We start from the raw sequence: 20592 nt of genomic DNA, 5'->3' as shown, positions 1-20592 counted from the left end.
ACGTCGATCGTCAGCGGAGGCCCAGCCTCCTGAGACTTGCGGGAGCCCGGCCGAAAGGTCGGGCTCCTTGCATTTGGCCATCCGCCCGCCCGCACATCACCGCTTCCATCGCCCCAAAACAAAGCCGCCCCCGACCTGGTCGGGGGCGGAGGCGGCGTCCGCAGAGGGGGAGGGGAGGCGAACGCGGGTCGAAAAATCGCAGTCTCGTCAAAATAACGCCGCGTTTGATCGTCGGTTCCCAACCTCCGCGTGTGGAATCGCCACCGTTCAAATCGGCGCCTCGGGCGTGTAAGCACCGGCTGTGTTGAGCCCGACTCGTCTTTCCAGAGCGCCGCGCATCGTGGTGGCCGGCGCCGGCGCCTTTGGCCTTGCCTGCGCGATCGTCCTCGCGCGACGGGGCGCGGAGGTCACCGTGTGCGACCCTGGCCGCGTGGGCGACAACGCTTCGGGGGTCGCCGCCGGCATGTTGGCGCCGGCCTTCGAAGCCTTGCTGGACCCGCCGTCGGCCGGGCATTTCGACCTGTTCTTCGCCGCCCGGAGCGCCTGGCCGGCCTTCGCGGCCTCCATCGCCCTGCCGTTGGAGCGCGCGGGCGCCGTCTGGGCCGGAGCGGATCCCGTCGGGATCGAGGCCAGGCTCGCGGCCATCGGCGCTCAAGGTAAGCGACTGCCCCTCGTCGAGGCCGCCGCCGCGCTGCCGGGCCTGCGGGCCGCCGGGGACGAGGCGGTGTTCACGCCGGAGGATTGGCGGATCGATCCGGCCATGGGGCTGCTGGCCATGCGCACCGCGGCGATCACCGCGGGCGCCAAGGTCGTCAGCCAAGCGGTGACGGCCTTTCAGCCGGGGGAGGCGCAGCTGGCGGACGGTCGGCGGATCGAGGCCGACAGCCTGGTTGTGGCGGTGGGCGCGGCCCGCCCGGGCCTCGCGCCGGAGCTCGCGGCGCTGACCCCGGTGAAAGGGCATATCCTGCGCTATGGGGCGGGTCCCCGCACCGGACCGGTCGTTCGGGCCGAGGGGATCTATCTGAGGCCCCATCCCGCCGGCGTGGTGGCCGGCGCCACCATGGAGGTAGGGCGAGGCGATCTCCTCGTCGACGATGGGGTGGCCGACGGCCTCGCGGCCCGCGCGGCCGCTCTGTTTCCCGTCCTGGAAGGGGCGCCTCGCCAGGTGAGCGTGGGGGTGCGGGCCACCACGGCGGACGGCCTGCCCCTGGTCGGCCCCAGTCAGGCGCCGGGGGTGTTCCTGGCGGTCGGCGCGCGTCGCAACGGCTGGCTTCTGGCTCCCGCGGTCGGGGAGCTGATCGCCGCCCTGGTGTTGGAACAGGCGCCCGGGCCGTTCGCCGCAGCCTTCGATCCAGGGCGCTTAAGGCTGCGTTAACCATAAACCGGCGATGGCTCGGGCATGGCCGTGGGCAGCATCAGGGGAGTCGTCGAGGCTGCGATTCAGCGCGCCTCGAACGCCACGGGCGTCGATTTCGGATTCCTGATGGGCGCGGCGAGGCGCGAGAGCGGGGGCAATCCCACGGCCAAGGCCGCCACCTCGTCGGCTTCCGGTCTTTTCCAGTTCATAGACCAGACCTGGCTGTCCACGCTGAAGCAGCATGGGGCCAAGTATGGCTACGCGCGCTACGCCGATCTGATCACCCAAGGCGCCGATGGGCGTTACAACGTCAGCGGCGACGAAGCCCGCAAGGCGGTGATGTCGTTGAAGCTCGACCCGCACGCCGCCTCCCTGATGGCCGGCGAACTGACCAGCGACCATGCCGCCTATCTGCGCGGCCGGATCGGGCGTCAGCCGTCCGCCGGCGAGCTTTACGCCGCCCATTTTCTGGGGCCTCAAGGCTCGGCCAAGCTGATCGAGACCATGGGGGCCAATCCGGGGGCGAACGCCGCCACCCTGTTTCCGGACGCGGCCCGCGCCAATCGCTCGATCTTCTACCGTGACGGCCGCCCCGCCACGGTGGGCGAGGTTTACGCCAATCTGACGCGTACGGGTGGGGCCGGTGACGCCGTCGGCCGCGCGCCGGCCGACCAGGGCTTCGTCAAGTACGCCTCGGCGCGACAGATGGAGCGGATGCAGCAGCAGCAGGCGATGGTCGACCTGATCCTGCGAGGCAGTCAGAGCCCGGACGGCGGCGGCGCCGGCCAGCGGCTTTCGGGCTCGCTGTTCTCGTCGGAGATGCTGCGCGTGCTCTCGGAAGCCCGGGACGACCGCTAAACGATCTCAGGCCGAAGCGAGCTTGAGCGCGGGCGCGGTCGTCGTCTGACGCCCATCGACGATGGCCTCGGCCACGGCCCGGGCGACGGTTCCCACGGTGACGGGTTTGCGCAGCACGGTGTCGGCCCCGCCGGCCAGGCACTCGGCCGCTTCGTCGGCGTCGCCGCCGATCACGGCGATGATCGGAACGACGCTGTTCTGGCCCGGCAGGGCGCGGATCGCGGTCGCCGCGCCGGCGCCGTCCAGTTCCGGCATGCGGCCGTCGATCATCATCAGGTCGAAGGGGCAGATTCGGGCCAGTTCGACCGCGCGGACGCCGTTCTGGGCGTGGACGACCTGGTGGCCGAGTTGCTCGAGGGTGGCGCGCAGCATGGCGGCGTTCAGGGCGTCGTCTTCGGCCACGAGCACCCGCAGGGGCGATGACAGACTAACGGCCGACGACTCGCTCGGGCTGGTGTCCGGCAGGCGTTCGCGAAGGGTGTCGGCCTCATAGGGCAACTCGAGCGTGAAGCAGCTGCCGACGCCGAGGGCGCTGCGAGCTATCAGGCGGCCGCCCATCAGCTCGGCGAGGCGGTGTGACAGCGAAAGGCCCAGGCCGGCCCCCGGCACGCCGGCCCCGGTGCGCTCGACGCGGCGGAACGGCTCGAACGCCCGTTCCAGCTCTTCGGGCGAGAGGCCAGGGCCCGTGTCGGCCACCTCGATGGCCACCATGTCGCCGCGGCGCTCCAGCCGCACTTCGATGCGGCCGCGCATGGTGTACTTCACAGCGTTGCCGATCAGGTTGGCGAGGATCTGCCGTGCGCGGGCCGGATCGGCCAGGGCCGCGCCGGTCTGGCCGTCGAGCCCCGGCTCGGCGTGCACGGTCAGTTCCAGACCCTTGATGAGCGCGTGAGGCCGCTCCAGAAGCGCCAGGTCGTTGGCCAACTGAACGGGATCGAAAGCCTCCGGCTGCACGGCCAGTTGGCCGGACTCGGCGGTTTCCGAATCCAGCGTGGCGTTGAGCACCAGGATCAGGTTCTGGGCGGCGTCGAGAGCGGCGCCGAGCTGTTCACGCGATGGCGCTCCACGGCCGCCGCGGCCCGCGGCGGCGGCCAGCACGTGGACGACGCCGGTCAGCCCGTTGCGGATTTCATGGCTGAGGGTGGCGACGATGTCGGATTTCGACTGGGCGAGCCGTTCGGCGGTGTCCAGCGAGGCGGCGCGCGATGCGATCAACCCCTCGCGCTCTTCGGCCAGCACGAACTGGCGGCGCAGAAGGCGATTCATCACCAGGCACAGGGCCAGGGTGAGGGCCAGGCCTCCCCAGGCGATGGCGCCGTCGGCGCGGCTTTCCGGCCGCGCGTAGAGGGCGATCAGCGGCCCGGCGGCGGCGGCGGGGCCGACAATCAAGAGGCCGGCCAGGGTGGGGGCCGAGAAGAAGCAGCAGGCTGCGGCGCCCGCCACGGCGATCATCAACACCGCTTCGCGAGCCGTGCCCGCGCCGTCGCCGACGGCCGCGATCTGGGCGATCGCCGCCGCCCACAGCAGGCCGCAGAGGAGCTGAACCCGCGTGCGCCGTGCGAGGTCGGCGGCCTGCGGCGTGCGCAGCCAGTTGACCGCCGCGTAGAAGGCGCCCCAATTGATCGCGAAGATCGCGAAGCTGGCCGCCATCCACAGGGCGTTCGGCGCGAACGAGCCGGCCCAGACATAGACCGGCAGGCCGACGGCGAAGATCCCGAGCGCATAAGGCAGCAGGCTGGCCTGGGCGTCCAGCGAAGGCAGGGAGACGGCGCGGCGCGCGCTGCTCATCGGGTCGAAAGCTGTGGACTTGGGCACGACAAGGATTCCGCGACGACAAACCCTTGCATAGGCGATCGCGGGTTTTCGGCGCGTTACGCAAGGTCGTTAACGACCAAGGTAAAGGCCTGTTAAGCCTGTTGTGTGATCAATCGCAGGGAAGATTCTCCCGGGGCGAGAGGGCATGGCCACCACGCGCATCGCGCTCACCGACGGCGACATACGCACCTTGGTGAGAGGGGGGACCGCCGACGAGCGGGCTGTCGCCGCCCATCGTATCTGCCGCACCATCGAAGAGCGTGTCCTCACGGAGGAGGAGCGCCGGCGGGCTCACGAGATCCTTCGCGTGATGGCGGCCGACGCCGCCGAGCTGGTGCGCCGCGCCGTCGCCGTCACCCTGAAATCCAGTCCGGCGCTGCCCCGCGATGTGGCCCTGACCTTGGCGAAGGACGTCGAGAGCGTCGCCTTGCCGGTGTTGAACTTCTCGCCCGCCTTCACCGACGACGACCTCGCCGAGATCGTTCGCGTCGGCGGCCCTGTGCGCCAAGTGGCGATCGCCAAGCGGCCCCAGCTGTCCGAGCGCGTGGCGGACGCCATCGTCGACCAGGGCGGCGAGTTGGCCGTCCAGGCCGTGTGCAGCAATGACAACGCGGCCCTGTCCGAGCGGTCCCTGCAGACGGCGATGGATCGTTTCGCCAGATCCGAGCAGGTGCTCGCCGCCGTCGCCTATCGCAGCGTTCTGCCGCTGTCGGTCACCGAGCGTCTGATCGACATAGTCGGCGACGCCGTGCGCAACCACATCCTCGACCATCATCGCATTTCGCCGGAGCTGGCGCTGGAAATCGCTCTCGGCGCGACGGAGCGGGCGACCATCGATCTGGTCGACCAGGCAGGCCGCGCCGCCGATCTGAAGGCCTTCGCGGTCCATCTGCGCGGCGCGGGAAGGCTGAGCGCCTCCCTGCTGTTGCGGGCCCTGGCGCAAGGTCACATGGCCTTCTTCGAGCACGGCGTCGCCGAACTGGCGGGGGTGCCGCACCACCGCACCTGGCTGATGATCCACGACGCCGGGCCTCTCGGCCTGCGGGCGATCTATGATCGGGCGGGGCTTCCCACTCGGCTGTTCCCCGCCTTCCGCGCAGGCGTGGATACCTATCACGGCATGGATTTCGACGGTCGCCCAGGCGATCGCGAACGCTTCCAGGAGCGGATGCTGCAGCGCTTCCTCACGCAACCGCACGCCGCGGCGCGAGAAGACGTCGACTACCTGCTGGAAAAACTGGACCGGATTGGCGGCGGCGCCGTGGCCGTGGACCGGCGGGTCGCCAGCTAGGCGACCCTAGACGGCGTCGGGACGGGCGCGGGCGACCTGGTCTTCAAGCTCAGTCGCCAGGGCCGCGCCCACCGGGTGATTTTCCGACTTCACCCCGTCGCGCACCACCGCCTTGATCGTGTTGATGTGCGCGTCCACCAGCTTCATGGCGCCGGTCGGAATGGCGCCGTGGTCGTCGAGCAGCTTGCACAGCGAGCCGGCGATGCGGCTGACCAGCGGGAATTCGTAGGTGGAGCCGAGGCCCTTCAGGTCGTGGGCGCGCAGGTAGAGGGCCTTGGCGCTTTCCTGCGTCAGGCCGCCGGCCTGGATGTCGGCACGGGCGGCTTCCAGTTTGCTGATTTCGTCGTTCAACCATTCGCCGAAGTTGGCGGACAGGGACTTCAGCGCGGCTTCGGCCTTGGCCAGCGCGGCCAGGTCGATCCCGCCGCCGCCGCCCACCTTGAGGCGAAGCATGTTCGGCGCCGGGATGATCTCAACGTCTGATTGATCGACGGGCGGCTTGCTCAAGGGATTTCCCTACCAAGGCGAGAAGTTCCCGCACACTAGGAATGGCGTCTTAATAAATAGGGAAAAGGCCGGTTTACGAAGAAAACTGTTCGGCCAGCATCCGCTCCTCCAGGCTGCGGCCGGCGTCGAACAGCATGCAGAGGCTGATGGCGCGATCCTCGACCACGTGGACGGTCAGGACGTCGCGGACTTCGAAATTGTCAGCGACGGCGCTGACCGGCCGCTTCTCGGCCTCCAGCACCTCAAGGCGCACCCGCGCGGTATGGGAGAGCAGCGCGCCGCGCCAGCGACGGGGCCGGAAGGCGCTGATCGGGGTCAGGGCCAGAACGTGGGCGTCGATCGGCATGATCGGCCCGTGGGCGGAGAGGTTGTAGGCGGTCGAGCCGGCCGGCGTGGCCACGAGGGCGCCGTCGCAGATCAACTCCGCCATGCGCACCTTGTCGTCGATCAGAATGCGAAGCTTGGCGGTCTGCCGCGTTTGCCGCAGCAGGCTCACTTCGTTGATGGCCAGGGCGGTATGGGTCACGCCGTGGGCGTCGAGCGCGGTCATGGCCAGCGGATGGATGATCGCCCGTTCGGCCTGGTTGATGCGCTCGAGCAGATCCTCCTCGGCGTAGTCGTTCATCAGAAAGCCGACGGAGCCCCGGTTCATGCCGTAGATCGGCGTGCGGCTGGCGAGGTTGGCGTGCAGGGTCTCCAGCATCAGCCCGTCGCCGCCGAGCGCGACCACGGCGTCGGCGTCCTCGCCCGCGTCGCCGTAACGATCGATCAGCCGCTCGCGTGCTTCCTGCGCCTCGGGCCGGTCGCTGGCCATGAAGGTGAGGCGCTCGACGGGCGGGGCGGGGGCGATGCGCGAAACGGGCATGGCGGGCACACAGCGCTGAAAGGCCGACCGCTGTCAAACGACGGCGCGGAGCGAGGGGTCAGGCTCCCGCGGCCAAAGCCTGATTGAAGGCCGTGCCGGCGAGCGCATCGGTGAACGGACCAAAGGCGCCGATGGCGCGGCGCTCGCCGTCCTCGCCGCCGCCGGGGCGGTCGGCGTTGAGCTGGCGAACCAGGGTCAGCATGGCGCGGAAGGCGCTGCGGTCGACGCCGACGGCCACCAGGGCCAGGGCCAGCAGTTCCGGTTTGTCGCTGTCGATGGCGCGACGCACCTTTTCCGGCTCGAACTCGCCCAGCACGGCCAGGGCCTCGATGAACATGTTCAGCCGCCCCTCGCGCAGAGCGCGGAGCAGATAGCTGGGCCGAAGCTGCTCGGCTTCATGCAGCTTGTGAATCAGGGTGCGTTCGGCCTCGGTGATCGACTGGCGGGCGCGGCGGGCGTGCAGGGTCCAGTGAGTGGCCTCGTCACGGCTGGCGTCCCTGGTCGCCGCGCGGATGGCGGCGTCGAGCGCGGTCGCGTCGATCCGGAAGCGGGCGACCAGCGCCGCGCGCAGGGATTCGCCGACCCAGGCGTAGAGCCGCTCGGCGATTTCGCTGGTGAGGCGCGGGTGGCGGGCCAGCGGCGAGCGCAGCGCCGCCACGTCCTCCGCCGCGCTGACGAGGCGCAGCATGGCGTCGTGTTCGATATGGGCGGTGTCGTTGCCGGCCAGGGCGGTCATCACCGCCGGATCGCCCTGATCGACGATGGCCTCGACCACGGGCGCGCCGAGGCCCGGGCGGCGGGCGACGGCGATCTGGTGTTCCACGGTGGCCTTGATCAGGATTTCGATCAGGTCCTGGTCCTGCAGCACCGGGCTGGCGGCGATGATCGGCGCGGCGATCTCGATCTCGTCGAGCGCCAGCGCCTGCAGCATCGCCTTGGGGGCCCAGTCGGCCTCGGCGAGCCGTTCGGACAGGCGCAGGCGCAGATCGCGTTCGGCGTCGCCCACCAGGCCGAGGAACAGGCTGTCCATCATGTCGCGGACGATCGGCGGCAGGTTGCGGCCGGCCTCGTCGTTCTGTTCGGACAGGGTCACGATGGCTTCGAGCAGGCGGATGCGGTCCGCCGGGTCGCGGCTGTGGGGCAGGGCCATCATGTATTCGAGACCCTCCACGGGATTCCTCGATCAGCGTAGTTAAGGGAAGAGTGGCCGCGCCGCGTGAAAAGAGGCTTAAGGGCGGACGCAAAGGAAAAGTCGCCCCAATGACCGGTGCGGTGAAATGCGGACGGACGGCATGAACGCGGTCGCCTGGAACGCCGTCTTTGGTCTTGGCGGCGCGCTCGCGTTGCTGAACGCCTGGCGCGGGGCGGACGACTTGTTGCAGGCCTTCCGGATGATCCCGGGGCTGACGGATGTCTCGGCCGGGGTTTGGCTGCTGCTGACGGCGACGTTTCTCAGCGTCGTCCTGGCGCTCGTCGCCCTGATGATGGCGTGGCGGGCGCTGCAGGCGCGGCGCCTGCGTCCCATGCTGCTCTGGCTGACGGCCGGCGCCGCCCTGGCCCCGGCGCTCGTCGAGGGCGCCGGGGCTTTGGCCGATCGTCTCGGATGACCTACTTCGGCCGCTCGGCCTTGGCGGCTTTCTCGGCGAACAGGTCCCCGAAGTAGTCTTTGGCGTACCAGCGCACCGGCTGGTCGGCGTCGGCCAGGTCGCGGGCGACCAGGTAGTTGATCTTGGCGAAGCGCGCCCCCTGCGCCCAACGGATCGGCAGTTTCATGTCGTCCGAGGGCTGGTGGTAGTTCTTCTCGAAATAGGCATCCCAGGCGGCCTGGCCGCCGTTCTGCATGCCGGTGGCCAGCATCACGGCCGGAATGCCGGCCTTGACCAGGGCGTAGTGGTCGGAGCGAACGAAGATGGTCTGCTCGGGCATCGGGTCCGGCGAGACGGTGACGCCCATGGTCGCGCCGGCCTTGCGGAAGGCGTCGCCCAGGGTCGAGTGATCGCCGCCGTAGGCCACCACGTCGGTGAAGTCGTAGGTCAGCATCGGCATGTCGAGGTCGATGCCGGCGACGATCTTGTCGACGGGCACGGTCGGATAGTGGGCGAAGTACTCGGCGCCCAGCAGGCCCTTCTCCTCGGCGGTGTTGGCCACGATCAGCAGGCTGCGGCGGGGGCGCTCGCCCTTGGTGAACGCGTGGGCGACCTCCAGCAGGGTGGCGATGCCTGCGCCGTTGTCGAGCGCGCCGTTGTAGATGTTGTCGCCCGGCATGTTGGGCCGCACGCCCAGGTGATCGGCGTGGCCCATGAGGACGACGTATTCGTCCTTCAGCTTGGGATCGGACCCCTCGATCATCCCGATGACCTCGGGGCTCGTGTACTTGCGCACGGCGGTCGAGGCCTTGAGCGTCACCCGCGTCTTCAGGGGGAAGCCCTTCGGGCGGGTCTGGGCCGTGTCCTGGGCCAACACCTGCGCCAGCGACTGGCGCGCGCCCTCGAACAGCAGGGCGGCCGGCTCGGTGTCGACCGTGGCCGTCGCGCGAATGCCGTAGCCGCTGTCGAACGGAACGCCGTCCTTCTGCACCCAGGTGGTGCGGGCGGAACGGGCGTTCGCCTGCTGGGACTTCCAGGACGAGGCCTTCTGGGCCGATAGGGTGCGGACATAGACCACGCCCACCGCGCCGTGGGCGGCGGCGTTGCGGGCCTGTTCGGAGACGAGGTGGGCGCCCGACTCGCTCTCCATCGACAGGGGCGCGCCGCGCATGATCACGACCACCTTCCCGCGAACGTCGAGGCCCTTGTAGTCGTCGACGCCCAGGGTCTTGTCGGTCATGCCGAAGCCGACGAACACGGTCTCAGCGGTGATGTCGGCGTCGCCGCCGGCGATCGGACCCCGAACGATGGCCAGGCCGCCGTTTTCGAAGGTCCTGGCGCCGCTCGGGGCGGTGACGGTCAGGGTCGGCGCGGCGCCGGTCAGGGCGATCTCGGCCAGGCCCACGCTCTGCAGCCAGCCGCCGTTCTCGCCGCCGGGCTTCAGGCCCATCAGGTCGAACTGGGTGGCGATGTAGCGGGCGGCGATCTCATGGCCGCGCGCGCCGGCTTCGCGGCCTTCCAGCAGGTCGTCGGCCAGGAAGGCGACGTGGGCGCGGAAGCGGTCGGCGCTGATGTCGGGTTCCGAAGTCTGGGAGAAGGCGCCGGTCGGTCCGGCGAGGAGGCAGGCGGCCGCGACGGCGGCGAAGAGGGTATTGCGCAAAAAGGTCGATCCTTACGGGTTGCGGCGCGACCCTGGCGACATCCCACCACTTTCGCAAGCCATTCGACGCGAATCCATCCCGCAATCCGTCGCGCCGGGGCGAAAACCTGCTGCGAGCTTGACGGTTTCCGACGGCCGCCCGACGCTCGCGAAAAAAGTTCGACGCTTCCGCATCCAATCACCGGCTCGGCGGCGACAAAGCATCGAACAGGCCGCGGCGATGGCGCCCGGCCAGGGGAGACGAGGACGATGGAAGATCTCTTCCGGGACTATTGGTGGTTGCTGTTTCCGTTGGTGGGCTTCGGCTTCGCGGCCTGGGAGCGCTACTTCGCCTACCGCCGTCACCGCGACACCATCGAGCTGCTGAAGGCCTATGCCGCCCAGGGCCGGGAGCCGCCGCCGGAGGTGCTGAACGCGACCTCGGCGGTGGAGGAACGCGACTGGGGTTATCGCGGCCGTCGCTGCGGACCGCGCGGCCCCATGGCCGACTGGCGCCGCGTGGTGATCTTCGGCGTTCTGGCGGGCTCGTTCTGGTTCGCCGACTGGCGGTTCGGCGAGGAAACCGGCGCGCCGTTCGAGATCGTCGCCATCGTCATGACGGCCCTGGCCGTGGCCTTCGCCGCCTTCGCCCTGCTGGGTTCGCTCTGGAAGGATCGCTGAGACGTCGGACAGAGCCGGAACGGGGCGATGTCGGGGGATCTGGACGATCGGTCGCTGGCCGAGGCGGCCATGCGCGGCTCGGAGGCCGCTTTCGCGCGCCTGGTGGATCGCCACCAGAGGGCGCTGCGGGCGTTTCTGCGCCGGGCCTGCGCCGGCGATCACGCCCTGGCCGACGATCTGGCGCAGGAAACCTTCATCGCGGCCTGGGGCCGGCTGCGGGCCTGGCGGGGCGAGGCCAGCTTTCGCTCGTGGCTCTGCGCCATCGGATGGCGCAAGTGCGCGGACGCCCGGCGCGGCGCGGGGCGCAGCCGAAAGCGCGACGCCGACTGGATGCAGACGCAGGATATGGAGCGAGGGGAGGGCGCCTCGTCCGACGCCCGGCTTTCGGTCGAACGGGCGCTGGCCGCCCTGCCGTCGGAGCAACGGGCGGCCGTGGCGCTCTGCCTCGCCGCGGACTTCTCGCACGCGGAGGCCGCGGTGGTGCTAGGATCGCCCCTCGGCACGGTGAAATCGCACGTGACGCGCGGCAAGGCGCGGCTGGCGGAACTGTTGGGAGCGGCGGATGGATGACGCGACGCTGAAGGCACTGCTGGCCGACGACGGCCTGCCCGAGCGCGACCCGGTGTTCACCCTGGCGGTGATGCAGCGCGTGGCCCGCCGCCGTTTCATCGGCGAGATGCTGGACCTCGCGCCCTTCGTCGCCGGGGCGGCGGCGCTGCTCTGGCTGCTGGCCCCGCAGCTGGAGGTCTACCTGCGGCGTTTCGATTTCGGCCTGATCGGCTCGCTCACGGTGGCGCTGGTGATCGTCGCTTCGCTGCTGGCCCCGACCGGCCTCCTGACCTTCAGGCGCATGACCGAAACTTAATCTTGGCCGCCGCATCCGTTGGCTATGCCCGGCGCCTCTTCAGGGTAAGTCGGGCCGTCGGAGGCCCCCATCTGTCTAGGAGGCTTCGTTGGAAGACATCTTCGTTCCACTGTTCATGTTCTCGTTTCTCACGGCGATCATCGTCGTGCCCAACGTCCTGAAGTATCGGGATCGGGCGCGGATGCACGAGACGCTGCGCGCCGCGTTCGAGCGAGGACAGCCGATCCCGCCAGAGGTCATCATGGCCCTGCAGACCGATGTGAAGCCCGCTAAACGCCCCGATCGCGACCTTCGCTGGGCGGTGATTCTGATCGGCCTCGCCCTCGGGCTGGTGGCCATGAGCCTCGCCCTGGCCCACTTCGACGAGGACGCGATGTACGGCGTGATGTCGAGCGCCGCGATCCCCGGCTTCATCGGCCTGGGCTTCCTCACCCTCTGGTTCTTCGGCCGCAACAGCAAGGATCGCTAGTCGGTTCGGCTCGAGCGCGAGGGGCGCAAGATGGGCGCGGTAAAGACCGCAGCGTTGCACGATGTCGAACTCGCCGCCCTGGCGGCGACGGGCGACCGCGCGGCCTACGGCGAGCTGGTCCGGCGGCACGGGCCGGCCGTGCGGGGACTCGTGCGCCGCATGGGCGCCGACGCCGCGGCGGCCGACGATGTGGCGCAGGACGCCTTCATCATCGGCTTCGAGCAGGTGGCGGAGTTTCGGGGCGAGGGCGCCTTCGCCGGCTGGATCAAGCGCATCGCCGCGCGGCTCTATCTGCGGCGGATGAAGCGCGACGCGCGTCTGTTCCTCACCGACCAGACGCCGGACGAAGAAGATCATTCGGCCCTGGACGAGCCTCGCACGGCCAGCCGGATGGACCTCGACACGGCGCTCAAGGCGCTCTCGGGCGTTGAGAGACTGTGTGTGTCGCTCTGCTACGGCGGGGATCTTTCGCACAGCGAGGCGGCGGAAGCCTTGAATTTGCCTCTCGGCACGGTGAAGTCGCATGTCAAACGTGGTTTGGATAAGCTCCGGGCGAGGTTGGCCCCGGACGCGGGTTTGGGAGCAACGAGGCTCGGTCATGTCTGACGATTTCGACGCCCAGCTCGGCCGCCTGTTCAGCCAGGCGCCGGCGTTCCCGGACAACGAGGCCTTCGCCGCGCGGGTCACCGCGCGGCTGGATCGCGACTGGACGATGCGCCGGATCATGATCGGCGTCGGCGGCCTGGCCGCCGGCATGGTCGTGGCCTGGCAGTTCCTCGCCGGCCGGTTCAACGTCGAGGTGGCGACCGTTTCGTCGGACGCTCAGAGCATGATCGACTCCAGCATCGGGCGGCTGATGGTCAGCGTCGATCGCCTGAGTTCGCTGCCCGCGGGCGGCGAGACCCTGTGGCTCGCCGCCGCCCTGGCCGTCGCGGCCTTGGCCTTTGGCGTCACGCGCGCCGTGGAGTCTTTCTAGAGGGCGCTCAACGCGTTGCGGCGCGCCCGGACACGCTATAGGTTCCGCGCCCTGTGACGCCGCGTGGCGTGAGATGCGGAGCGCCCATTCGTGGCTGATGTTTTCGAAGAGGTTGAGGACCAGCTGCGGTCGCAGCAGCTGAAGGCGGCCGGCCTCAAACTGCTGCCCTGGATCGGTGGTCTTCTGGTGCTCGCCCTTGTCGCGGCCCTGGCCTACTGGGGCTATGACCATTTCCGCACTCAGGCCGGCGCCCAGGCGTCCGAACGCTACGCCGCCGCCATGGAGGCGGCCCAGCGTGGCGACGTGGCCGGCGCCAAGACGGCCCTGACCGAAGTTTCGCAGAAGGGGCCGCCGGCCTATCGCGCCCTTGCGCTGATGCAGCTCGGCGGCGAGGCCGAGGGCAACGGCAAGACCGCCGACGCCGTGAAGCTGTTCGATCAGGCCGCGACGGTCGCCAAGGACCCGATCCTCGCCGATCTGGCGCGCCTCAAATCCGCCTTCGCGCTCATGGATACGGCCCCGTATTCCGAGCTCGAATCGAGGCTGAAGCCCCTGACCGCCGAGAAGCGCCCCTATCGGACCCCGGCCCGGGAGGCCCTGGCCTTCGCCAAGCTGATGAACGGCGACGACGCCGGCGCCCGCGGCGACTTCGTGGTCCTGTCCCTGAGCCAGGACGCCACCGAGGATGCGCGCCAGCGCGCCCAGGCCGCCATGGCCCTTATCGACTCGGGCGCCGCCAAGTCGCTGCCGGCCGCCGTCAAGGCCGCGGCGAAACTGCCGCCCATGCCCCAGGGGCTGCCGCAAGGCCCCCAAGGACCCGCTCAATGATCCGTCGTTCCGCCGCGGTCGCGGCCGCCACCGCCCTGGTCGCTCTTTCGCTGGGCGGCTGCTCGACGATTTCGTCGGTCACCGACCGCCTGCCGTTCCTCGGCAAGGGCTCGGCGAACAAGGTCGTGGCGACCGAGGGCGAACGCGTCTCGATCATCGCCTTCGACCAGACGGTGGAAGCCAGCGAAGGCCTGAAGGGCCAGGACTTCTTCATTCCCGATCCGCAGCCGCAGGCGGCCTGGCCGTTGCCGGGCGGCGGCCCCGAGCAATCGGTCGAACACGTGGTCGCCGCGCAGCAGTTCGCGGTCGCCTGGCGCAAGAGCTTCGGCAAGGGCTCGAAGGGCGACATTCAGGTCATGGCCCCGCCGGTTTCGGCCGACGGCCGCGTCTTCGTGATGGACGCCGAGGCCGGCGTTTCGGCCATCGACGCCAAGACCGGCGCGACGATCTGGAGGCAGGACCTGCGCCCCGACTCGCGGCGCGACAAGGTCAGCTTCGGCGGCGGCCTCGCCTTCGCCGACGGTAAGCTGTTCGTGGCCTCGGGCTATCGCTTCGTCACCGCGCTCGACGCGGCTTCCGGACGCCAGCTGTGGACCCAGCGCGTCGGCGTTCCGATCCACTCGGCGCCGACGGTGTCGGCCGGCCGGGTGTACGTGATCTCGACCGACAACGAACTGATGACCTTCGATACGAACACCGGCGCGCCGGGCTGGACGTATCAGGCGCTGGTCGAATCCGCGCGGATTCTGCGCGCCTCGTCGCCGGCCATCTCGGGCGACACCATCGTCGCCGGCTTCGGCTCGGGCGAGGTGATCGCCCTGCGCGCCTCCAACGGCAACGACCTGTGGTCCGAAGCCCTGTCGCGCGCCAGCCGCACCAACGCGCTCTCTGAAATCCGCGACATCGCCGGCCGTCCGGTGATCTATCGCGGCGACGTCTTCGCGGTCAGCCACTCGGGCGTGTTCAGCGCCACCGACCTGCGCACCGGCCAGACCCGCTGGCAATTGCCGGTGATCGGTGTGACCAGCCCGCTGCCGGTGGGCGACGTGGCCTATGTCGTCAGCAAGTCCGGCCAGGTGATCTGCGCCTCGCGTGAGACGGGGCAGGTCTACTGGATTCGCGAGCTGAACAGCCTCGAGGGCCTTTCGAAGCGTCAGCTGAAGAAGGAGCGCAAGCGTCCCACCGTGTGGTCGAGCCCGATCCTGGCCTCGAACCAACTGATCCTCGGCTCGAGCAAGGGCCAGATCCTGGCGCTGAACCCGAAGACCGGCGCGACGGAAAAAAGCCTCGACGTGAAGGACGCCGTGCTGATCGGCCCCATCGCCGTCGACGGCATGGTCTATTTCGCGACCGACGACGCCAACCTGATCGCGATCCGCTAAGACTTTCCTCTGCTAGACTGGGCGCTCCGGCCCCCGGAGCGACCCTGATCCTATGCCGCTGAAACTCGCCATCGTCGGCCGACCCAATGTCGGCAAGTCCACGCTGTTCAACCGGCTGGCGGGCAAGAAGCTCGCCATCGTCGACGACCAGCCGGGCGTGACCCGCGACCGTCGCTTCGCCGCGGGTAACCTCGGCGACCTCGACTTGATTCTGATCGACACCGCCGGCTTCGAGGATGTCAGCGACGAGAGCCTGGAGGCGCGCATGCGCAGCCAGACCGAACTGGCGGTCGCCGAATGCGATGTCGCCCTGTTCGTCATCGACGCGCGCGAGGGCGTGACCCCCGGCGACGAGATCTTCGGTGAACTGCTGCGCAAATCCGGCAAGCCGGTGATCCTCGCGGCCAACAAGGCCGAGGGGAAGAAGGGCGACGGCGGCGTGATGGAGGGCTATCAGCTCGGCCTTGGCGAGCCGCTGGCGATCAGCGGCGAGCACGGCGAGGGGATGGCCGAGCTCTATGAGATGCTGCGCGCCCACGAGCACCTGGCGGTCGAGGAGGAGGACGAGGCCGACAAGCCGGTCCGCATCGCCATCATCGGCCGTCCGAACGCCGGCAAGTCCACCCTGGTCAACCGCCTGCTCGGCGAAGACCGCCTGCTGACCGGCCCGGAAGCCGGCATCACCCGCGACTCGATCTCCGTCGATTGGGAGTGGGATGGCCGCGCCATCCGCCTGGTCGACACGGCGGGGCTGCGCAAGAAGGCGCGGGTGCAGGAGAAGTTGGAGAAGCTCTCCACCCACGACACCATCCGCGCGATCACCTTCGCCGAGGTGGTGCTGCTGGTCATGGACGCCACGCATCCGTTCGAGGTGCAGGATCTGCAGCTCGCCGATCTGGTCGAGCGCGAGGGGCGGGCCCTGGTCTTCGTCCTGGCCAAGTGGGATCTCGTCGACGATCCCGGACAGCTGCTGAAGGAGTTCCGCGAGCACGCCGAGCGCATGCTGCCCCAGGTGCGCGGCGCGCCGGTGGTGGCGCTGTCGGGCGAGACCGGCCGCGGCGTCGACAAGCTGATGCCGGCGGTGCTGAAGACCTACGGCGACTGGTCGACCAAGGTGAAGACCCGCGACCTCAACGACTGGCTGCAACTGGCGATGCAACGCCACCCGCCGCCCTCGGTGGGCGGCAAGCGCATCAAGCCGAAATACATGGCCCAGACCAAGGCCCGGCCGCCGACCTTCGTACTGTTCTCCTCGCGCGCCGAGCAGATGCCCGAGCAGTATCGCCGCTACCTGATCAACAGCCTGCGCGAGAGTTTCGACCTGCCGGGCGTGCCGCTGCGCATCACCATCAAGTCGGGCAAGAATCCCTACGCCGAGGGCGAGGAACGTTCGCACGGCGGGCCGAAGAGCGGCGCCAAGGGCGGCTTCCGCAGCGCCGAGCGCAAGGTGGAGCGTAACAAGAAGTCGCCGGGCAAGCGCCCATTCGGCGGCAAGGCGGCGGTGGAGGCGGCTGACGCCCCCAAGCCGATCGTCAGGCCGAGAAGCGCGCCTCGGCGGCGGCCCGCCAAGCCTTGAAGCTGACGCGGCCCTTCGGGGGTTCGCGGTCATGCATGGCCAGTTCGACGATCAGCGGAATGATCTCGTCGGGAACCGGCAGCTCCATCGGATCCTCGCCCGGGAAGGCCTGGGCGCGCATGCGCGTGCGCATCCGGCCGGGATCCAGGCTGAGGGCCCGCACCGGGGTGTGCTCCATCTCGTCGGCGTAGGTCGCGACCAGGGCTTCCATGCCGGCCTTGGTGGCCGCGTAGGCGCCCCAGAAGGCGCGGGGCTGGGCGGCGGCGCTGCTGGTCAGGAAGATGGCGCGGGCGGCGTCCGAGGCCCTCAGCAAAGGGTCCATGGCGCGGATCAGCCGCCAGTTGGCGGTCAGGTTGGTGGCCACGATCATGTCCCAGCCCTTGGGCTCCAGGTGGCCCACGGGGGTCAGCGGCCCCAGCACGGCGGCGGCGGAGACCAGGACGTCCAGCCGGCCCCAGCGCTGGTGCAGGGCCAGGCCCAAGGCGTCGAGCCCGTCCGGCTCGCGCAGGTCGAGGGGCACGAGGGTGGCATGCTCGCCGGTGGCGGCGAAGATCGCGTCGTCGAGCGCTTCGAGCGCGCCCTGGGTGCGGCCGACGGCGACGACGTGGGCGCCGGCCATGGCCAGGCCGCGGGCGCAGGCCTCGCCGATGCCGCGCGTGGCGCCGGTGACGAGAGCGACGCGGCCCGCAAGGGGGCGGTCGGCGGGGAGGGAAGCTTCGGAATCCATGCGGGGCTTTTACAGCCTCGCGGGCTCCAGACCACCGCTTCTTTGGGCGTAGCGCTGGGCGATCACCGCGCAGGCGATCAGCTGAATCTGGTGGAAGATCATCACCGGCAGGATCACCACCCCGGCGACGGCGGGCGGAAACAGGATGCCGGCCATCGGCGCGCCGGTGACCAAGCTCTTCTTCGAGCCGCAGAACACCACGGCGATCTCGCTTTCCTTCGACAGGCCGATCCGCCGCGCGGCGATCACGGCGACGATCAGGGCCAGGGCGAGCAGCAGGCAACTGACGACGGCGCAGACCACGAGGTCGCCGGCGCTGACTCGGCTCCACACCCCGCCGGTCACCGCCGCGCCGAAGGCGGAATAGACCACCAGCAGCACCGAGCTGCGGTCGAGCTTGGCGAGCACGGCCTTGTGGCGCTGCACGAAGCCGCCGACCAGCGGCCGCGCCAGCTGCCCGAGCAGGAACGGGCCGAGCAGCTGGAACAGCACGCCCTGCACCAGGGCGCCCATCGGCGCCGCGCCCTGGGCGTGGGTGAACAGCCCGACGAGCAGGGGCGTCAGGGCCATGCCGAGCAGGTTCGAGGCCGAGGCGCTGGTCACGGCGGCGGCCACGTCGCCGCGGGCGATGGCGGTGAAGGCGATCGAGGACTGGATCGTCGACGGCAGGCAGCAGAGAAAGACGAAGCCCACGGCCAGGGTCGCCGGCAGCAGGCCCCAGGTCGAGGCGGCGGCGCTGACGCCCAGGCCCATCAGCGGGAACAGCAGGAAGGTGATCGACAGCACCGTCAGGTGCATGCGCCAGTGCAGCATCCCGTCGACCAGCGCCTTGGTCGACAGCTTGGCCCCGTGCATGAAGAAGACGAGGCCGATGACGATCTTGGTCGCCCAGGCGACGACCGTCGCCGCCACGCCCGTCGCCGGGAACAGCGAGGCGACGACGACGACGCAGAGCAGGGTGACGACGAAGGGATCGGGGCGCAGGCCCCTCGCCCCCAGCATCTTCGAAATCGAAGATGCTTTCTCAAACAACGGATTTTGGCTCATCTGCCGATGAGCCAGACGGGCAAGGTCACCCGCTGGCCAGCAAGGATAGCTGGCGCTGCTCGGCCAGTTCGTTGCGGCCTTCGGCGATCTCGCGATCCAGCAGGCGGGTCGGGTAGTCGCCGGTGAAGTAGTGGTCGGTGAACTGCGGGCAGGCCGGATCGCGCGGACCGGCTTCGAGGGCCTCGTACAGGCCTTCCACCGAGAGGAAGCCGAGGGAGTCGACCTCGAGGAACCGGGTCATTTCCTCGACCGATTGTTTGGCCGCCAACAGCTTGTCCCGGTCGGGCATGTCGATGCCGTAGAAATCGGGCCAGCGGATCGGCGGCGAGGCCGAGCGCAGGTGCACTTCCTTGGCGCCCGCCTCGCGGACCAGGCGGACGATCTTGCGCGAGGTGGTGCCGCGCACGATGGAGTCGTCGATCAGCACTACGCGCTTGCCGTCGAGCACGGCGCGGTTCGGGCTGTGCTTCATGCGCACGCCCAGTTCCCGGATGCCCTGGGTCGGCTGGATGAAGGTGCGTCCCGCGTAGTGGCTGCGGATGATGCCGAGGTCAAAGGGTAGGCCGCTGGCCTCGGCGTAGCCGATGGCCGCCGGCACGCCGCTGTCCGGCACCGGCACGACCACGTCGGCCTCGACGCCGGTCTCGGCGGCCAGACGGTGGCCCATGCGCTTGCGCACGCCGTAGACCGAGCGGCCGTTCACGACACTGTCGGGGCGGGCGAAGTAGACGTATTCGAAGACGCAGGGCCGCGCCCTCTCGGCCGGGAACGGCCGCATGGACTCGATGCCCGTGTCGGAGATGACCACCATCTCGCCGTGCTCGATGTCGCGCACGAAGCGCGCGCCGATCATCTCGAGCGCGCAGGTCTCGGAGGCCAGCACATAGCGGCCGTCGAATTCGCCGAGCACCAGCGGGCGGATGCCCAGCGGATCGCGCATGCCGATCAGCTTCCTGTTGGTCAGGGCCACCAGGGCGTAGCCGCCTTCGATCTGCGACACCGCGTCGATGAAGCGGTCGATCATCAGGGCTTTGCGCGAGCGGGCGATCAGGTGAAGGATCACCTCGCTGTCGGAGGTCGACTGGAAGATCGAGCCGTCGGCGACCAGCTTTTCGCGCAGATAGAGGAAGTTGGTCAGGTTGCCGTTGTGGGCGATGGCCACGCCGCCGGCCTCGAGGTCGGCGAACATCGGCTGCACATTGCGGATGAAGCTGCCGCCGGCCGTGGCGTAGCGCGTGTGACCGATGGCGTAGGAGCCGGGCAGGCGGCGCACGGTGTCCGGCCCGCTGAAGGCCTCGCCCACCTGGCCCATGTGGCGCTCGGTGGAGAAGCGCTGACCGTCGAAGGTGGCGATGCCGCAGGCTTCCTGGCCGCGATGCTGCAGGGCGTGCAGCCCCAGGGCGACGACGCCGGCGGCGTCGGGAATGCCGAAGACGCCGAACACGCCACACTCCAGGCGGAGCTGGTCGTCATCCGGATCGCGATAATAGTCGGAGTTCGTGGTGGGGAGGCGCGGACTCATCGGGTGCTCTGTAACAGATTGGAGACGGTTCCGCCTTGGGATTCATCGTCGCGGGCGGTATCGTTGGTTCCGGCGATGACGGCCTTCTCGGCCGCCCGGCTGATGGCCCCGGCCAGTTGCGAGCCCTTGGGCGCGAACACCCTGAGGACTCGCGCCGAAGCGGCTGAAATCGGGTAGATTTTCGACTTCTCCGTCCAGGCCGGCGCCGTCCCGCCCATCAGGGCGGCGGTGAACAGCATGTGGAAGACGCCGAGGATGACCAGGGCGCGGATCAGACCGAAGCCCAGGCCGATGACGCGGTCTGCGAGGCCGAGCGCCTGGCTGCCGTGCAGGCTCTTGGTCATCGCGGCCCCGATCAGCCGCAGCACCAGATAGACCAGCACGAAGACCACGATCACGGCGACGGTGGTGGCCAGCCAGTCCGGATCCATCATCCGGCGAAACAGCGGGCCGCTGTAGCGCAGGCCGATCAGGGCCAAGGCGGCGGCCACCAGGAAGGCCACCACGGTGACCATCTCGCGCACGGCGCCGCGCACGAAACCGGTCGCGCCGGAGACGATCAGGATCAGCCCGGCGATGACGTCGAAAATGGGCACGATGG

The 20592-nt window shown here is 69.6% G+C and carries 22 protein-coding genes; 13 read left to right on the top strand and 9 right to left on the bottom strand.

The window, feature by feature from the left end:
• The first annotated feature begins 301 nt into the window (after positions 1–301).
• Together ACFLIT_RS03615 and ACFLIT_RS03610 are read left to right on the top strand one after the other, a co-directional pair.
• Entirely contained in the window at positions 302–1375 is a 1074-nt protein-coding gene (locus tag ACFLIT_RS03615) for an NAD(P)/FAD-dependent oxidoreductase (protein WP_479909795.1), read from the top strand.
• A 24-nt stretch (positions 1376–1399) separates the two neighbouring features.
• Entirely contained in the window at positions 1400–2215 is an 816-nt protein-coding gene (locus ACFLIT_RS03610) for a transglycosylase SLT domain-containing protein (protein WP_479909794.1), read from the top strand.
• A 6-nt stretch (positions 2216–2221) separates the two neighbouring features.
• Here the strand turns inward: ACFLIT_RS03610 and ACFLIT_RS03605 are convergent, their stop codons facing one another.
• Entirely contained in the window at positions 2222–4003 is a 1782-nt protein-coding gene (locus tag ACFLIT_RS03605) for a hybrid sensor histidine kinase/response regulator (RefSeq protein ID WP_479909826.1), read from the bottom strand.
• 172 nt (positions 4004–4175) lie between these two features.
• On the opposite strand from ACFLIT_RS03605, the gene spbR reads away from it, so the two are divergent.
• Positions 4176–5321 carry a SpbR family protein gene (spbR, locus tag ACFLIT_RS03600; RefSeq protein WP_479909793.1) on the top strand — a complete coding sequence of 382 codons (1146 nt, stop codon included), beginning with the start codon at positions 4176–4178 and terminating at the stop codon, positions 5319–5321.
• Between the two features lie 6 nt (positions 5322–5327).
• On the opposite strand, the gene ACFLIT_RS03595 is transcribed toward spbR, so the two are convergent.
• The 3 genes from ACFLIT_RS03595 to ACFLIT_RS03585 form a co-directional block, all read right to left on the bottom strand.
• The gene (locus ACFLIT_RS03595; RefSeq protein ID WP_479909825.1) at positions 5328–5774 is read right to left on the bottom strand and encodes an Hpt domain-containing protein; all 447 of its coding nucleotides are present in this window, start codon (positions 5772–5774) and stop codon (positions 5328–5330) included.
• A gap of 127 nt (positions 5775–5901) precedes the next feature.
• Complete coding sequence (locus ACFLIT_RS03590) at positions 5902–6693, bottom strand: NAD kinase (protein ID WP_479909792.1); 792 nt, start codon at positions 6691–6693, stop codon at positions 5902–5904.
• A gap of 58 nt (positions 6694–6751) precedes the next feature.
• A complete protein-coding gene (locus ACFLIT_RS03585) occupies positions 6752–7864 on the bottom strand; it encodes a DUF2336 domain-containing protein (protein WP_479909791.1) in 1113 nt (370 codons plus the stop codon).
• Positions 7865–7985: 121 nt separating this feature from the next.
• Here ACFLIT_RS03585 and ACFLIT_RS03580 point away from each other — a divergent pair, with 121 nt between their 5' ends.
• Positions 7986–8300 (top strand): hypothetical protein, encoded by a 315-nt coding sequence (locus ACFLIT_RS03580; protein ID WP_479909790.1) that lies wholly within the window; start codon positions 7986–7988, stop codon positions 8298–8300.
• Position 8301: 1 nt separating this feature from the next.
• Here the strand turns inward: ACFLIT_RS03580 and ACFLIT_RS03575 are convergent, their stop codons facing one another.
• Positions 8302–9939 carry a M28 family metallopeptidase gene (locus tag ACFLIT_RS03575; protein ID WP_479909789.1) on the bottom strand — a complete coding sequence of 546 codons (1638 nt, stop codon included), beginning with the start codon at positions 9937–9939 and terminating at the stop codon, positions 8302–8304.
• Between the two features lie 249 nt (positions 9940–10188).
• Here ACFLIT_RS03575 and ACFLIT_RS03570 point away from each other — a divergent pair, with 249 nt between their 5' ends.
• The 9 genes from ACFLIT_RS03570 (at position 10189) to der (ending at position 16695) form a co-directional block, all read left to right on the top strand.
• Positions 10189–10599 (top strand): hypothetical protein, encoded by a 411-nt coding sequence (locus ACFLIT_RS03570; protein WP_479909788.1) that lies wholly within the window; start codon positions 10189–10191, stop codon positions 10597–10599.
• 27 nt (positions 10600–10626) lie between these two features.
• The gene (locus ACFLIT_RS03565; protein WP_479909787.1) at positions 10627–11169 is read left to right on the top strand and encodes an RNA polymerase sigma factor; all 543 of its coding nucleotides are present in this window, start codon (positions 10627–10629) and stop codon (positions 11167–11169) included.
• Complete coding sequence (locus tag ACFLIT_RS03560) at positions 11162–11464, top strand: hypothetical protein (RefSeq protein ID WP_479909786.1); 303 nt, start codon at positions 11162–11164, stop codon at positions 11462–11464. The genes ACFLIT_RS03565 and ACFLIT_RS03560 overlap by 8 nt, the downstream gene beginning before the upstream one ends.
• 88 nt (positions 11465–11552) lie before the next feature.
• Positions 11553–11933, top strand: a complete 381-nt coding sequence (locus ACFLIT_RS03555; RefSeq protein ID WP_479909785.1) for a DUF6249 domain-containing protein — start codon at positions 11553–11555, stop codon at positions 11931–11933.
• 30 nt (positions 11934–11963) lie between these two features.
• Positions 11964–12539 (top strand): RNA polymerase sigma factor, encoded by a 576-nt coding sequence (locus tag ACFLIT_RS03550; RefSeq protein ID WP_479909784.1) that lies wholly within the window; start codon positions 11964–11966, stop codon positions 12537–12539.
• Positions 12532–12909, top strand: coding sequence for a hypothetical protein (locus tag ACFLIT_RS03545; RefSeq protein ID WP_479909783.1), 378 nt, complete (start codon positions 12532–12534; stop codon positions 12907–12909). Before ACFLIT_RS03550 ends, ACFLIT_RS03545 begins: the two co-directional genes overlap by 8 nt.
• Before the next feature lie 90 nt (positions 12910–12999).
• Positions 13000–13737 (top strand): tetratricopeptide repeat protein, encoded by a 738-nt coding sequence (locus ACFLIT_RS03540; RefSeq protein ID WP_479909782.1) that lies wholly within the window; start codon positions 13000–13002, stop codon positions 13735–13737.
• Positions 13734–15119 (top strand): PQQ-binding-like beta-propeller repeat protein, encoded by a 1386-nt coding sequence (locus tag ACFLIT_RS03535; protein ID WP_479909781.1) that lies wholly within the window; start codon positions 13734–13736, stop codon positions 15117–15119. The genes ACFLIT_RS03540 and ACFLIT_RS03535 overlap by 4 nt, the downstream gene beginning before the upstream one ends.
• Before the next feature lie 52 nt (positions 15120–15171).
• The gene (gene der, locus ACFLIT_RS03530) at positions 15172–16695 is read left to right on the top strand and encodes a ribosome biogenesis GTPase Der (protein WP_479909780.1); all 1524 of its coding nucleotides are present in this window, start codon (positions 15172–15174) and stop codon (positions 16693–16695) included.
• On the opposite strand, the gene ACFLIT_RS03525 is transcribed toward der, so the two are convergent.
• The 4 genes from ACFLIT_RS03525 to ACFLIT_RS03510 all read right to left on the bottom strand — a co-directional run bounded on the left by ACFLIT_RS03525 (position 16652) and on the right by ACFLIT_RS03510 (position 20587).
• A complete protein-coding gene (locus tag ACFLIT_RS03525; RefSeq protein WP_479909779.1) occupies positions 16652–17422 on the bottom strand; it encodes an SDR family NAD(P)-dependent oxidoreductase in 771 nt (256 codons plus the stop codon). The genes der and ACFLIT_RS03525 overlap by 44 nt on opposite strands.
• 9 nt (positions 17423–17431) lie before the next feature.
• Positions 17432–18424: a bile acid:sodium symporter family protein gene (locus tag ACFLIT_RS03520; protein ID WP_479909778.1), complete on the bottom strand. Its 993-nt coding sequence runs from the start codon at positions 18422–18424 to the stop codon at positions 17432–17434.
• A gap of 70 nt (positions 18425–18494) precedes the next feature.
• Positions 18495–19991, bottom strand: a complete 1497-nt coding sequence (gene purF, locus ACFLIT_RS03515; protein ID WP_479909777.1) for an amidophosphoribosyltransferase — start codon at positions 19989–19991, stop codon at positions 18495–18497.
• Positions 19988–20587, bottom strand: a complete 600-nt coding sequence (locus tag ACFLIT_RS03510; RefSeq protein WP_479909776.1) for a CvpA family protein — start codon at positions 20585–20587, stop codon at positions 19988–19990. The genes purF and ACFLIT_RS03510 overlap by 4 nt, the downstream gene beginning before the upstream one ends.
• Positions 20588–20592: the final 5 nt, after the last annotated feature.

It is taken from the genome of Caulobacter sp. HJHS_5, from assembly GCF_056683955.1.
Note: the sequence above shows the minus strand (reverse complement) of the source record. Positions and strands in the feature narration are given on the sequence as shown.